This is a genomic window from Oscillibacter sp., assembly GCF_031978065.1.
Taxonomy (GTDB): Bacteria; Bacillota; Clostridia; order Oscillospirales; family Oscillospiraceae; genus Oscillibacter.
In genome coordinates, this window is sequence record NZ_DALZCH010000091.1 from 1 (window position 1) to 13014 (window position 13014).

The 13014-nt window shown below is 50.7% G+C and carries 15 protein-coding genes and 1 pseudogene; 1 reads left to right on the forward strand and 15 read right to left on the reverse strand.

The window, feature by feature from the left end; all coding sequences use genetic code 11:
* The 10 genes and pseudogenes from RTK01_RS12570 to RTK01_RS12615 all read right to left on the reverse strand — a co-directional run.
* Positions 1-288: pseudogene (locus tag RTK01_RS12570) on the reverse strand (ABC transporter permease); the annotation flags it as partial.
* 15 nt (positions 289-303) lie between these two features.
* A complete protein-coding gene (locus tag RTK01_RS12575; RefSeq protein ID WP_312281309.1) occupies positions 304-1551 on the reverse strand; it encodes a Fe-S-containing protein in 1248 nt (415 codons plus the stop codon).
* Positions 1552-1690: 139 nt separating this feature from the next.
* On the reverse strand, positions 1691-2317 hold the full coding sequence (locus tag RTK01_RS12580; protein WP_312281310.1) for an iron transporter: 627 nt from the start codon (positions 2315-2317) through the stop codon (positions 1691-1693).
* An 83-nt stretch (positions 2318-2400) separates the two neighbouring features.
* The gene (locus RTK01_RS12585) at positions 2401-3870 is read right to left on the reverse strand and encodes an FTR1 family protein (RefSeq protein ID WP_312281311.1); all 1470 of its coding nucleotides are present in this window, start codon (positions 3868-3870) and stop codon (positions 2401-2403) included.
* Between the two features lie 4 nt (positions 3871-3874).
* Entirely contained in the window at positions 3875-4555 is a 681-nt protein-coding gene (locus RTK01_RS12590) for an ABC transporter ATP-binding protein (protein ID WP_312281312.1), read from the reverse strand.
* Positions 4552-5646 (reverse strand): FtsX-like permease family protein, encoded by a 1095-nt coding sequence (locus RTK01_RS12595; protein WP_312281313.1) that lies wholly within the window; start codon positions 5644-5646, stop codon positions 4552-4554. The genes RTK01_RS12590 and RTK01_RS12595 overlap by 4 nt, the downstream gene beginning before the upstream one ends.
* A gap of 115 nt (positions 5647-5761) precedes the next feature.
* Positions 5762-6175 carry a DUF4418 family protein gene (locus RTK01_RS12600; RefSeq protein ID WP_312281314.1) on the reverse strand — a complete coding sequence of 138 codons (414 nt, stop codon included), beginning with the start codon at positions 6173-6175 and terminating at the stop codon, positions 5762-5764.
* A complete protein-coding gene (locus RTK01_RS12605) occupies positions 6150-6374 on the reverse strand; it encodes a hypothetical protein (protein WP_312281315.1) in 225 nt (74 codons plus the stop codon). Before RTK01_RS12605 ends, RTK01_RS12600 begins: the two co-directional genes overlap by 26 nt.
* 332 nt (positions 6375-6706) lie before the next feature.
* A complete protein-coding gene (locus tag RTK01_RS12610) occupies positions 6707-6997 on the reverse strand; it encodes a DUF4491 family protein (protein ID WP_312281316.1) in 291 nt (96 codons plus the stop codon).
* Positions 6998-7104: 107 nt separating this feature from the next.
* Positions 7105-7671 carry a helix-turn-helix domain-containing protein gene (locus RTK01_RS12615; RefSeq protein WP_312281317.1) on the reverse strand — a complete coding sequence of 189 codons (567 nt, stop codon included), beginning with the start codon at positions 7669-7671 and terminating at the stop codon, positions 7105-7107.
* A gap of 337 nt (positions 7672-8008) precedes the next feature.
* Between RTK01_RS12615 and RTK01_RS12620 the strand changes: the two genes are divergently transcribed.
* Positions 8009-8377, forward strand: a complete 369-nt coding sequence (locus tag RTK01_RS12620; protein WP_312281318.1) for a metalloregulator ArsR/SmtB family transcription factor — start codon at positions 8009-8011, stop codon at positions 8375-8377.
* Positions 8378-8593: 216 nt separating this feature from the next.
* Here the strand turns inward: RTK01_RS12620 and RTK01_RS12625 are convergent, their stop codons facing one another.
* The 5 genes from RTK01_RS12625 to RTK01_RS12645 all read right to left on the reverse strand — a co-directional run.
* Entirely contained in the window at positions 8594-9409 is an 816-nt protein-coding gene (locus RTK01_RS12625) for a hypothetical protein (RefSeq protein ID WP_312281319.1), read from the reverse strand.
* Positions 9410-9585: 176 nt separating this feature from the next.
* Complete coding sequence (locus tag RTK01_RS12630) at positions 9586-10641, reverse strand: hypothetical protein (protein ID WP_312281320.1); 1056 nt, start codon at positions 10639-10641, stop codon at positions 9586-9588.
* Positions 10634-11122, reverse strand: coding sequence for a sigma-70 family RNA polymerase sigma factor (locus tag RTK01_RS12635; protein ID WP_312281321.1), 489 nt, complete (start codon positions 11120-11122; stop codon positions 10634-10636). Before RTK01_RS12635 ends, RTK01_RS12630 begins: the two co-directional genes overlap by 8 nt.
* A gap of 363 nt (positions 11123-11485) precedes the next feature.
* Positions 11486-12532 (reverse strand): aldose epimerase family protein, encoded by a 1047-nt coding sequence (locus RTK01_RS12640; RefSeq protein ID WP_312281322.1) that lies wholly within the window; start codon positions 12530-12532, stop codon positions 11486-11488.
* A gap of 15 nt (positions 12533-12547) precedes the next feature.
* On the reverse strand, positions 12548-13014 hold a 467-nt coding region (locus RTK01_RS12645; protein ID WP_312281323.1), incomplete at its 5' end, for a class II aldolase/adducin family protein.

Here is a 13014-nt window from a genome sequence, read left to right on the forward strand (position 1 = left end):
CGCCCAGAAAATCGTCTTGATATTGCCCAGCTCCGATTCCTTTAAATACGCGCTGCCGGGCGTTTCATCCTCCACATCGTACAGATTGCTCACAATGGAAGACTGCTTTGGCACCACCGTAATGTTTGCGCCATAGGCCTTCAGCTCCTGATTCACCTTGTCGCCCACATCCATTACCACGCTGATCATGGCGGTGGCCAGAGAGGACCCCAGCGCGATGGTTAGCGCGATCATCAGCATTTTCTTCCACTGGTGGAGAAGTGTACCGCGAATCATTTTAAAAAACATACGACCCTCTCCCCCTTACTTAAATTCCGATTCATATTCCAGCAGTCCCTCAAGGGGGACCACAATATTTCCATTTTCAATCTTGTAATCAATGACGATGGGGTTGCATCCGCCCTTAAAGCCGATGGTATTGATGTTCATGACCACATCGCAGAGATTGCAGACAATTTGACTGTCCTTCTCATAGTATCCGGTTTCGCCGCAGATTTCGCAGGCGTCCAGACCAATGCCATAGGCCGAGGAGTTGGGCTTCTGGATGACGATAAAGCGGATCACCACGCCGCTGTCCGACGTATAGCCAAAACGGTGCAGATGCCCGTCATTCACCTGGTCAAACGGCACAATGACACTGCCGTCTTCAATTTTTGCATCCTCAATGGGGGAAAGCTCCACCTCTTGATTGGCATAGGCGCTCACCGCCGTCATGGTAAATATCACAAGTACAAAGCAAACGAGACTGACTGTGCTCCAACGTCTCCGCTTTCTCCATTTAGCCAGAATTTTTCTGTGCTGGGCGCTGTTTTCATAAGGCTCGCTGACAGAAAGGCTTTTTATCAGCAAGATCACCGGGACAGCCGCCGCAACCAGAATTGTGAAATAGATAAACCAATTGCTCAGGTTGGACGCATATTTTGAGGTGACAAACAGAAAGTGATTGCTCGGAATCATCCGCTTGGCCAGAAGAATTCCGAACGCCGCCGCCACCTGCTTGAAGGTGTTCCCCAGCAGCGCCAGTGAAGTCAGCAGCAGGGCGGTCTTTTTTGATATGCAAAGCGTTCCCTGATAGATGGATACGCCCATGAAACATGTCAGCAAGAAGCCCAGCAGCATGCCCAGCATCTTGACTACAAACGCGGTGGAAGCCACTGTCTCTTCCGTGAGCAAAATCGTATGCGGCATTTCAAGGAAAAAGGGCACAAAATAGAAAAGCAGCATTGCAAGCTCAATTGCCATCATGGCGGAAGGCAGCAGCCCCTCCAGCTTTTTAAGCCGCTTCCCCAAAATCGTGAATACCCAAAACAAAATTAGAGCAAGCAAGGAAACCGCATAGATGTAAAGGTTCCAGATTCCGGTATCCACCTTACTGGTCATGGTTTTAAAAACAGCCATTACAATCGCGCTGATCAGTCCAGCGGCAAGCCCGCACCGCATCGCCATTCCGCCCCTGTCTTGATAGGCAACTTTGATATACGCAAGAAGCATTCCGGCCACGATCATCAAAGAGGCCAGCTGCTCCGTCGATTCTACAAGATATTTTAGCACTCTATACACCTGCCTCTAAATGAAAATCAACCAAACGCCGTGGGAAATTCCTTATAAAGCCACTGCGCAAATACGCACCGAAGCGCTGTGCCGGGAGAGTGAGACTTCCCCGGCACAGCGCAGTGTCTTTAAGACGGAATTACCACTCCTGAGGAGTATAATCCCAGCCTTCATAGGTGTAGCTCAGATTTCCGTTGGCAAAGAACTCGTCGAAGGAGCCGCCCGGGCCGGTCTCCGCATCGGTATGCAGCAGATAGCCGTTCTCCTCGGGGTTATGCATGGTGAAGGTCACGGAATATGTATCGGCGTTGGGCAGCTTGATGTTGGCGCCGTAATGGGGGCCGTCGGACGCGCTCATCTCCATGCAGGTGCCTTCCGCGGCAACCTTGCCGTCGGAGCCGACAACCTTGTAATCAACGGTCAGATAGGGAACCCAGTCGCCCACGCCGAAGCCCAGATCGTTTTGCAGGGCGGAGATATCAGCTTCCAGATGGATGTCGAAGTCCTCAATGTTGCCGTTGCCGTTGGACATGGGGACGGGCTGGAAGTAAACGGCGGAGAGATCCAGGAAGCCGACTTCCTGATCCTCAAAAATGGGATACTCGGTGAATCCGGCGGCATCGCCGGGAGCCACTGCCGCGTCGGAGCTGATATTGGACTCCACTTCCTCGGGCGCACTCGAGGATGCGGGAGTGGTGTTGCCGCACCCGCTCAGCGCCAGAGCGGTGAACATCGCGCACAACATAAGGGCAAGAGATTTCTTCATAATGTTTCCTCCTAATATGGATAGTATATTTTAACTCAAGAAAAGCTGAATACGGCTCTCCTGTGAATTAACGAATGGGATGCTCAGCTACGCGCCGTGCTGTCTTTTTGCGCAAGCAGCTCTTCAAGGATTCCTTTCACCTCGGCTCTCAAAGCCTCGTGGGCCGCCTTCTTTTCCTCGGCCTCCAGAATCGCGCGCTCTTCAGCCCGCTTTTTCTCAGCTTCAATATGAATGGCCCGGTTTTTCTTTGTCTGCATGATGAAAAGAACCACCGCAATCGCCAGCAAAATAAGCTGGGGCACCAGCGTCTGGAGCGTCGGGTAGATTCCCAGCACATCCAACAGATCATTGGTGGGAATCCATTCCAGCCAGTCGGGGGACACCATGGTGATCACATCGCCCTCAATCAGCTCTTTAATTCCCGCGCCAAGGAACGAGATGGCCATTAAGGACATCAGGATACCGGTGGCCGTAAAGAAGGGCTTAATGGGAATCTTAATGCTGAGGAAGTGAATAGCCAGATAGACGAACACCAAACAAATGCTGCCAATGATAAAGCCGGCCCACACGCTGCCCGTGTTGCTGTTCGCCAGCATGGGCTGATAGAACAGAACGACCTCGGCACCCTCGCGGAAAACCGCCAAAAACGCGGTGAAGGTCAGAGCAAGAAGCCCTCCGCCCGCCGTGGACTGCTCGGTCTTAGTCTGAATGTAAGAGGTCCATGCGTCCGATTCGGATTTAGAGAGCATCCAGTTGCTTACGTAGAACAGGACACACACTGCCGTCAAGGCGGTCACGCCCTCAATCACTTCCTGCGAGGCGCTGTTCGCCAGCTTTAGCTGATTTAGCAGCCACGCAAGAACAAAGCTTGCCACGATACCGGCAACAGAACCTATGTACACAGGCCTCACAAGCTTTTTGCGGCGCTTGAGGTCGTCGCCCGCGGATTTCGTCAGGTATGCCACAATTGCGCCCACAATCAGGATTGCCTCAAAGCCCTCCCTCAAAATGATGGAAAAGCAGGCTGCAAAGGTGGCAGCCGCGGCGGAGGTTCCACCGGAAGCCCCGGAGCTTTCGGAAGCGTCATCGCCGCCGGTGGTACCGTCCAGCACATTTGCGTCTTCGCGCAGCATGGCGGCAAGCAGGTCCACCTGCTCGTTAAATTCATCGGTGCTTCCGTTGTTTTTGGTGACCGCCTTGCACCTTGAAAATTGCAGCTCCATTTCCGTTTTTCTGGACCCGGAGATGTAGCCCATGGCAATCCGCTCGAAGCCGGTGGTTTCATAGTAACCGTAATACCCATGGTTCACGCAGTCATACGCGCCCTTGGCGTCTCCGGCGGCATAAAGCTCCTTGCCGGTTTCAAACACAACCTCCATCGCGTCAACCACGTCGTTCCAGGTTGAGGACGGCTGCCCCGACGCCTGATATTCTTCCCAAGTGGCGTAGTAGGCCTCCTCTGCAGAAGCCGTCTGCACCATATTGGGCAATAAACAGAGCACCAGCATCGCTGCGGCAATCAGCTTGTTAAACGCTAATTTTCTTGTCTGCATCGTATCACTCTTCTTTCTTGATCTTTCCGGCGTCCATGTGGTAGACCGCGTCGGCATAGTCAAAGGTATCCTTGTCATGGGTGGCAATAAACACAACTTTCCCCTGTTCTGCCACGGTTTTCAGTAGCTTTAGAACAACCTTTGTGTTCTCGTCATCCAAATCCGCCGTGGGCTCGTCCGCCAAAATCACATCCGGATTTCGGATCAGCGCCCTTGCAATGGCCATTCTTCGCATCTCGCCGCCCGACAGCTCCGAGGGTCGAACGTCTCTCAAATCCTCAATCCCCGTTTGCTCCAGCAGCGCCATGGCCCGTTCTTCGGCTTGGGGCGAGGAATCGTGAAACAAGGTGCAGGGCAAAAGCACATTTTCCAGCACTGTAAGTGACTGCAATACGGCCTGTCCCTGAGGAATGACCCCAAAGTGCTGGTTGCGGAATTGTGAAAGCGCCCCGTCCTCCATCTGATACAAATTCGTATCGTCAAGCAGGACACATCCGTCGCTGGGGGCCAACAGCCCGGACAGCATATTCAGCAGCGTGCTTTTTCCGCTTCCCGAACGGCCAAACAGCGCAACGAACTGCCCCGATTGGAGCGTGAGCGTTACTTCCTGCGCCGCATAGAAGAAATTGCTGCCATTGCGCTTGCGGAAAAACCGTCTACCGACTTTTTCTGCTTTCAGAATCATCCGTTGTCACCTCGCAGCACCACTGCCGTGTCAATCCTGCTGATTCGGTATGCACTCAGCGAGGCCGACAGCGTTCCCGCAGCCACAGACACGGCAATTGAGCACGCCGTGATCAGCCCCAAGCCGCCGATTCCCGGGATAAGAAACGGCAAATCCAGCATCGACTCAATCAGATTGCTGAATGCCGAAACAAGCACGATGGCCAAAGCCGCTCCTAAAGCACTTCCCAGCGTACTGACAAGCACCGTTTCCTTCATCAAAATGGAGATCAGCTTTTTCCGCGACGCACCCACCATGCGGAGAACGGCAAATTCCTTTTTTCGTTCATTGGAAATCAGGAAAAACGCAACGGACATAATCATGATTACCAGCAGCCACACCACAACAATCAGGCTTCCCGTCATATCCGAAACGCCCGAAAGCTTCCCGGCCACGTCCGAAATCATGCTTTGCGTCTGCACGGCCTGCACGCCTTTGACGTGAAGATTGATGTCGTTGAGCACCTCTTCCACGGAGTAGCCGTCGTCCACATTGATTAGCACACAGGAGACAATCTGCTGGGGATCGACATCTCCAAAGTTAAATATTTTCTTCTCTTTGGCGGCGGAGATCAGCGTTTTAATGGTATCCTCGTTTGCGTATACCGCCGTATCCAGATAGGTCCCCGTATTGTCCAATCTGGCCGCAACCTGCACCGTCGAGCCGTAAAAGGTCAGCTCGTCCCCTTTGAAAGCATTGATGCTGCTTCCCACCAGAACCTCCATGTCGCCCAGCTCGTCCTCATAGGTGTGCTGGACCCAAGGTGAAATTGTGAAATCCGTATTAGGATCAAAGCCGATAATCTGCACCTTGTAGGAGCAACAGCTTGCGGTGGAGAATGCCAGAAAAAACTGCTCTGAAAGTTGGCCCACGCCGCTTACGGAGGAAAGGCGGTCCACAACCGACTTATTCATATAGAAGTATCCAGGATTGCCCTGCAAAATCAAGCCAGAGAGCGCCGCCTTCGTGGTCGCCTCATAGGGAACCACCATGATGTCTGCACCTAGGCGCGTCTCCAGCGAATCCAGCCCATTTCGCAGTCCCGAGATCACCAGAGACCCCGCCAGAACCGAAAAACTCAGAAAAGCGGATAGCAAGATGAGCGCTGATGTTCTGACGGGCCTTCGCACGCAGTTTTGAACGGGTATGCTTTTGAAAACCGGCATGTTACCGTTCCCTTCTGAGATTCAGTACCAGTGCGATCACCGTGAGGACCAGAATGAGGCCCCCGACTGTCAGCACGGCAGGACGCATGACTGCCTGACACCTCATGTCCGCCATCATGCACAGCGCAATCAGCCTGCCGGGAACCAGCATGGCAAGAACTGTCACCGGAAGTCCGGCTATCAAAAATGCCGCCCTGCTTTTTGCATCTCTCGTCAGGAGGTGGAAAATATGTAACAGTGCCAGCACCCCAGCAATGCCAGTCGTCGCCTGCTGTGCCCAATGACACACCATATGGCTGCCGTCCGCTCCCGCATCGCAGGCATGGAACACGAATTGCGTGCCAAGCGTTAAAAAAACACTAAGGGCAAGCAATAGAACCGATAAGAGCTTACTCGCAAAATTGTTGGATTTCATGGTTGAAATCTGCCTTCTTTCTGTCTGTTTCCTGTTTAATCATACCGTGTTTTCTTGCTTCCACGATTCGATCAATCATCATTTTTTTGCCGTCTGCGGATTGTTGTCTTCCGCTTCCAAATCGCGCTTTTTGTTTACCCGGCTTTTTACAAGTTAGGCTCGGAGCTTGATGAAAGCCAACATTTTTATATCCATGCATGCCGCTCCTCCCGTATGACTTTTACAGTAAAGGCAAAAATGTTAGTTATAGCTAACTGCAAGCCCCAAAAATAGGCCTGCAAATAAATGCCTCGATTAGTATATCACATTGACAGTCTGAGGATGTTCTTTTGTTGACTTGTCGGGCGCAAATAATTGTTGCTTATTGACTTCTAGAATCAAGATTCACTAAAATTCTTTTCCTCAGACAGTCTCTGATTTCGGCATCGCCGCATCCAGCCGTTCACAAATACTCCGCGAGCAGGGTCGTTTTAAGCGTCACCGCGAAAAAAAGGCAGCAGTTTTCACTGCCGCCCACAAAATTTTAGTTGTTTACTCTGATTTGGTGGGTTTTTTAGGAAACCACCCTTTTTCAACTCGTTTAGCCTGCTGTTTTAACTCCAAAATGCTCCAAAAGCAGGATGCCGCAAGGATCCCAAGCATAATCGAAACGTTTCCTCGTGTAAAGAGAGATAATAGCATAAAAAGTATGCCGACAATCAGAAACACCGGCCAAATTTTTGCCGAAAAATAGTATTCACACTTGATCACAATGGGATGAAACAAACCAATCATTAAAAAAACGAACAGCGCCATTAACAGGCCAGATCCATTTATGTACATATCACGCCTCCGACGACCCGATATAAGACTCTGCCGCTACTGGATTTAAGATGTAATTTATCATAAATACTCACATTTGTAAACACTTTGCCGCCTTTTCCAGCGCATCAACTTTCTTGAAATGCTTTAAAATAATCTCTTCTATACTGGCAGGGTGTCTTCCCTGCCATCTTTTTAAACAGATGACAGAATTGAGAGGAATTGGAAAACCCGCTTTGAACGGCGATGTAAGCAACGCACAGCTCCGACTGTGTCAAAAGGCTTTTTGCATACTCGCAGCGCTTCTTATTGCAATATTCAAGCAGCGTCATTCCCGTTTCTTTTTTAAAAACCCTGCATAAATAGGAGCGATTCACAAATAGCTTATCAGAGATTGCGCATAAGTCAAATTTCTCAGCAAATGCATGATCTATCTGTTTTTTCGCCTTTAAAACAACCTCTGCCTTTGCGCCGGACCACTGCATATCTTCGGGCTTGCACCGCTTACACGGCCGATATCCAAACTTTGCAGCTTCCGCAAGAGAGGTGAATATCACTATTTCCTCAGGATTTATGTGGTTTCCTCTATGCCACGAGGGGCGGCATACCACTTTGCCCTTTTTTAATCCATAAAAAAGCTTTCCGTCATAGCTTTTATCATGCTTATAGATTGCTTCCCACTGTTCTCGATTCATTCTCATCTTCTTTTCTTGCTCTATGTATGTAATTGCCCCCAGTATATAATTGCTTTATATCGTAAATATATATAAATAAACAAGCAAGCAATTGTCTATATGATAGCATACAATTTTTTCTCCGTCAACTTCAAGCAGCACACCTGCCAACACTGACTCACGTGGTTTTAAGTCAATAGCGTGGCGCCCATTTTCGGTATTCATTTTGTTACGTGTCGCTTTGCCTTCCACTTTTTCCATGAAATTTACGGGATTGCCAATTGTTGACGCAGGGCAACTCAAGCACTATAATGAGACTTAATATGTAAAGATGTCTGAGTTGTTGGAGGATTGTATTATGGCAATCAATCAGGACCATGACGCGTTTTGCGGCTGTACCGTAATACATGAGGACATTGTGCGCAATGTGAAAATCGGGCTGACAGAACAAACGCAGCTCGTAAAAATGGCAGAATTGTTTAAGGCCATGAGCGACCCTACCCGTCTGAAAATCGTCAATGCGCTGATGCTGTCCGAAATGTGCGTATGCGATATTGCTTTCCTTCTTAAAATGACCGGCCCCGCAGTTTCTCATCATCTGAAGACGCTCCGGCAATGCCAGTTAATTAAATACCGGAAAGACGGGAAAATTGTCTATTATTCTCTGGATGACGCGCATATCGCGCCGCTGTTTAAGCAGGGTTATGAGCATGTTTCCGAAAAATAAGAACAGCTTGTCCCCGGCGATTCAGCATCGCCGGGGCATGATTGGAAATCGGCATGCACACAGGCCCGTTTGTATATCAGCTTAATACTGACGGAGCCTTGCACCTGCACTTATACAGCAGTAACACGGCTGTCTATTTGCAAAATTTGCAGTCAGGTCAATCATTTCAAAACAGAGCGCCCTTACGGATTTGATGATCCCGTAAGGGCGCTTCGGTTATTCGTTTTTCGCGATATATTCAGGCACACCCTCTAAATCCGATTCCCTGTAAATGTGATACGCCGGGTAGTGGGTATCGACAAACAGCTCAAGCCCAAGCGCCGCCGCTCGGACGCAAAAAAACCTGTCCTCTCCCTTGAGTATCCGCAGGTTTTCGATTTGCTTAAACTTCACGCCCTTCAGCATGGCAGCCCGTGAGATCAGTGTACAAGCACCCAGCCCTCCAACCTTATACAGGCCCGGAATTTGAAGTTCGCTTATAAACATCAGCCTTCTGAGCGCCTTTTCGCTTTCACTGAGGCTCTCCGCCTGCTGAGACGGCACAAGCGTATACTGGTCATACAGCCACACATTGGGCAGCGGCGTTGATTGCGGCTTCCATTTTGTCCAAAATATCTCGCTTACGATATCCTTGCCGCTGGCAAGCAGCTGCTTAATTACCCGTTTATTGATCAGAAGGTCGGAATCAATAAAGAAAATATAGTCGAACTCATTCTCTATGGCATACTCAATGATCCTGTCTTTATATTCCCCCACCGTGTTCATAAGCTCATTATTCCAATAATGGGAAACCTCGGTGCATTGATACTTGTTTAGCTGCTTTCCCGGAATTGTCTTCACATTGTCGTTTCGTTGCCCGAAATCTGCCAGCAGCGCCTTTGAAGCTTCGTTCGTATTGTCGTCCACAAACAAATACTCGATATGCAGGCCATCCTTATCCGCCCTGTCCAACGACTCAAAAAACTCGTGCAGAATATTTGGTTTTTGACAGATCGGCGACCCTATTAGTATTTTTGATTGAGCGATATCCATTTAAAACCTCATTCCACCGCAATGCGTCAGCGCGAGCAATCCCGAAAAAGTGCGGACGGCGGTATTTACAAAAATAAATTGCCTGTTATAGACTATTCTATGTTTAGCCACCTCTTCGGGTCACTGTATCTGCTGTTTTGGCTCGGTGAAGCAATCGGCTTTCCCTAAAAATCAGGCTATTCAGCATTTTCTAAGGGGAACGTAACCCGCCACTTCCCCTCCGTTTTCATTCCTGAAGTTACAAAATCTCCGTACAGTGAATATTCTGCAAGCTTCTCCCCGGGGATGTCAAAGACGTATTCATGATAATCAATGCGCCCGGGCTGTTCATATTGGTTGGAGAAAGAAAAGCTGTAATTACCGTCAATTTGAGTGCCGGTTTTGTCTTTTAAATAGAAAGTGCCACGATGATCATTATCCAGCGGCTCTTTTACGGCAGTTTGAATATGCAGCTTCCCGTCAATATAGGCGATTCCAGTCAGGTCGATCCCGTCAACAAGAAGCGCATCCATGGGCGCTGCGGGAATCAAAGCAATGGGATTCTTCTCAAACTCCAAATAGCCTTGATCATCCCTGCCGCCGCCCCCGTTGGGCGATACCGTTTGCGTTTGTTCGGCATAAGGAATATCGGAAAGCCGGATTGGGATTTCAAGACCCTCATAGCTGCTTTTATGACTTAAAAATTCCCGCACGGAAAACGTAATTTTATCGCCCGCGATGTTTTGGCTGCCCCACTCGTCAATTGTAATTAAAAACATAGCTGTTTTGGTATCTTCTTCATACCCCGCCAATTCACAATGGGCAGAGCTATCAAAAGGTCGGTTGATGGAATAGCTGTCAAACAGGTCGGTGGTTCCATCAATGCGATCTCCGGTCAGGTCCTGCATGGTGACATATATTTCCGCTGTCTCACCATGAATATATGCAGAAACCACCTCCATCTTGATCCCGTTGTCTTCGCTTAATGTTTGTACGGGCATAAAAAATTGGGCTGCACTTGGAGCCGCCATGTACATCAGCCGATAGATGGGGTCCTCTGTTATAGCAAGCGCAGGCATTGCCAGCGTCAGGCAAATGCACAGAGCTGTCAAAGCCACGGCGGACCTTTTCGGACGCAAAGCGTTTCTGCTTTTCGGGCAATTGCTGCCATAAGCCGCATTTAAAGTAGCTTGCAGTATCTGGGCACTCGGTTGAATCTGCGCATTCATATGACTGTATCTTTCCTTAAACATCGTACTCCTCCTTCAGAAGGTTTTTGAGCAGCGCCCTTGCGCGGGTAAGCTGCGTCCTTACGGTAGCGCTTTTCCGCTTTAATATCCGGGCAATTTCTTCGGTAGACATATCTTCATAGTAAAACAGATGAATGACCTCCCGATATGTTGCGGGCAACTGCTGTAATTCGTTATAAAGGTCTGTGTCTTCCTTTGTCTCAAATTGCAGGGTTTCCTCCAAGGGAACCGTCTTCCTTTTCCAAGCGGAGCCCCACAGCTTTTTGGAGCAGTTCACAGTCACTTTGATAAACCATGCTCTTCTATGGTCTTCATTTTCAAAGACCGGCTGCTTTTTTATATAGCGCAGAAAGACTTCCTGAAAAATGTCGTCAGCATCGTGTCTTGTCCCGGCTCGTGCAAAGGCAAGGCGGTACACCATATTACCATAGAACTTTATAACATTTTCAACGCAATCATTCGTGCGCAATGATTGTAGCTTCATGTTTCCCCTCCCTCCTTTCACCATAAACACCCCCAGGTTATTCAAAATGCTACACGGCTGGGCAAAAAACTCATCTTGCAATCAGTTTTCTGAACTTTACTGATTATAACATCTTAAAAGTCCACAGAGGAACTGACGCGATTTCCAAACAGCAAAAGCCGCCATTCCACGGCAGTGGAATGGCGGCTTTTCAGCCCGAAGCGGTTTCAAAAATCGGCTGGTACCTTGTACCTAAGTGGTGTAATCAACAAGGATGTATCCCAAAATCAGGGGATGCGCACCGGCTTATCCCGGTTGCCCGGTTGCATAGAAATGCTTCACGCCACGGAGCAGCAGTTCCGGCAGTCCTTCCGGACATCACCCTCAGCGCGTTGAAAAACGGTACTGCGTGGTCTGGCGATATGTTTCGCCTTTATGCAACACAGCGCTGGGGAAGCCGGGATGATGGGGTGCGTCCGGGTAGCCCTGCGTTTCCAGACAGAAGGCCCAGCGTTTTGCATAGGGGGCGCCCCTCTTCCCCGTCGGACAGCCGTCCAGATAGTTTCCGGAGTAAAATTGAATCCCGGGCTGGGTGGTCAGCACCTCCAAGACGATGCCGGTTTCCGTTCCGTAAGCCGTGGCGGCGGGGCGCAGGGAGCCGGGTTCTCCGTCCACAGCCCAGTTGTGGTCGTACCCCTTCGCAAAGGCAAGCTGTACAAAGGAATCGTCCACCAACGCGCCAATCGGCACGGGGCTTCGTAAATCCATGGGGGTGCGTTCCACTGGGGCAAGCTCTCCCGTGGGAATGGAGTGCGCATCGGTGGGGGTATAGAGGGAGGCGGCAATCTGAATCTCCTGACTCAGCTCCGGCCCGCTATCGTGTCCGTTGAGATTAAAATAGGCGTGGCTGGTCAGATTGCAGAGCGTATCCCGGTCGCATTCCGCCCGATATTCAATGGTTAAACCGCCGGACTCTAAACGGTAAGTCACCTGAACGGAAAGATTTCCGGGGTAATTCTCCTGCCCGTCGGGGCTGAACAGAGAGAGGACCAGCGTGTCGGCAGAAGCTTCCTCCACGATCCAGACCTGCTTATCAAAGCCCGTCAGTCCACCGTGAAGATGATTCTCTCCGTCGTTTGCAGCCAGTGGATAGTGCATTCCGTCCAGTTCAAAGACCGCGCCGCCGATGCGGTTGGCAAACCGGCCGATGAGCGCACCGATATATTTGTCCTGCCTACGATAGTCCTCCAGCATGTCAAAGCCCAGAACCACGTCCACAACGGCCCCGCTGCGGTCCGGCACACGAAGCGTGCGCAGTGCGCCGCCGTAGGTCAAAATCTCGCAGGACAGCGCCCCGCAGTTCAGGGTGTACTGCTCCACGTCCGTGCCGTCCGGCATTTTGCCGAAATGCTGTTTCATCGGTGCATTCATCGCAATCCCCTCTTTTCAGCCCTGCCCGTAGTAGGCATTTTCGCCGTGCTTGCGCAGATAGTGCTTATCCAGCAGCTCCTGCTGCATGGGGGCGAGGCCGGGGGTGAGGGCCATGGCGTGGAAGTCCATAAACGCGCACTCCTCCAGCACCACCGCGTTGTGCACCGCGTTGAAGGGGTCGGTCCCCCAGACAAACGGCCCGTGGCTGTGAACCAGCACGGCGGGCACCTGCGCAGGGTCGATGCCCCGGCTTTGGAAGGTTTCCACGATGACATTGCCGGTTTCCAATTCGTACTGCCCGGCAATCTCGCGCTCGGTCAACTTCCGCGTGCAGGGAATCTCGCCATAGAAATAGTCCCCCTGCGTGGTTCCAAGGGCGGGAACGCCCCGGCCAGCCTGCGCAAAGCTGGTGGCCCAGCGGCTGTGGGTGTGGACAATGCCGCCCAGCGTGGGGAATGCCTTATACAGCACCAGATGGGTGT

What these genes read in the sequence shown, in the direction of transcription:
- RTK01_RS12580 (WP_312281310.1), bottom strand. Translation starts at nt 2,317, where the DNA reads ATGAAGAAATCTCTTGCCCTTATGTTGTGCGCGATGTTCACCGCTCTG.
- RTK01_RS12585 (WP_312281311.1), bottom strand. Translation starts at nt 3,870, where the DNA reads ATGCAGACAAGAAAATTAGCGTTTAACAAGCTGATTGCCGCAGCGATG.
- RTK01_RS12590 (WP_312281312.1), bottom strand. Translation starts at nt 4,555, where the DNA reads ATGATTCTGAAAGCAGAAAAAGTCGGTAGACGGTTTTTCCGCAAGCGC.
- RTK01_RS12600 (WP_312281314.1), bottom strand. Translation starts at nt 6,175, where the DNA reads ATGAAATCCAACAATTTTGCGAGTAAGCTCTTATCGGTTCTATTGCTT.
- RTK01_RS12605 (WP_312281315.1), bottom strand. Translation starts at nt 6,374, where the DNA reads ATGCATGGATATAAAAATGTTGGCTTTCATCAAGCTCCGAGCCTAACT.
- RTK01_RS12610 (WP_312281316.1), bottom strand. Translation starts at nt 6,997, where the DNA reads ATGTACATAAATGGATCTGGCCTGTTAATGGCGCTGTTCGTTTTTTTA.
- RTK01_RS12615 (WP_312281317.1), bottom strand. Translation starts at nt 7,671, where the DNA reads ATGAATCGAGAACAGTGGGAAGCAATCTATAAGCATGATAAAAGCTAT.
- RTK01_RS12620 (WP_312281318.1), top strand. Translation starts at nt 8,009, where the DNA reads ATGGCAATCAATCAGGACCATGACGCGTTTTGCGGCTGTACCGTAATA.
- RTK01_RS12625 (WP_312281319.1), bottom strand. Translation starts at nt 9,409, where the DNA reads ATGGATATCGCTCAATCAAAAATACTAATAGGGTCGCCGATCTGTCAA.
- RTK01_RS12630 (WP_312281320.1), bottom strand. Translation starts at nt 10,641, where the DNA reads ATGTTTAAGGAAAGATACAGTCATATGAATGCGCAGATTCAACCGAGT.
- RTK01_RS12635 (WP_312281321.1), bottom strand. Translation starts at nt 11,122, where the DNA reads ATGAAGCTACAATCATTGCGCACGAATGATTGCGTTGAAAATGTTATA.
- RTK01_RS12640 (WP_312281322.1), bottom strand. Translation starts at nt 12,532, where the DNA reads ATGAATGCACCGATGAAACAGCATTTCGGCAAAATGCCGGACGGCACG.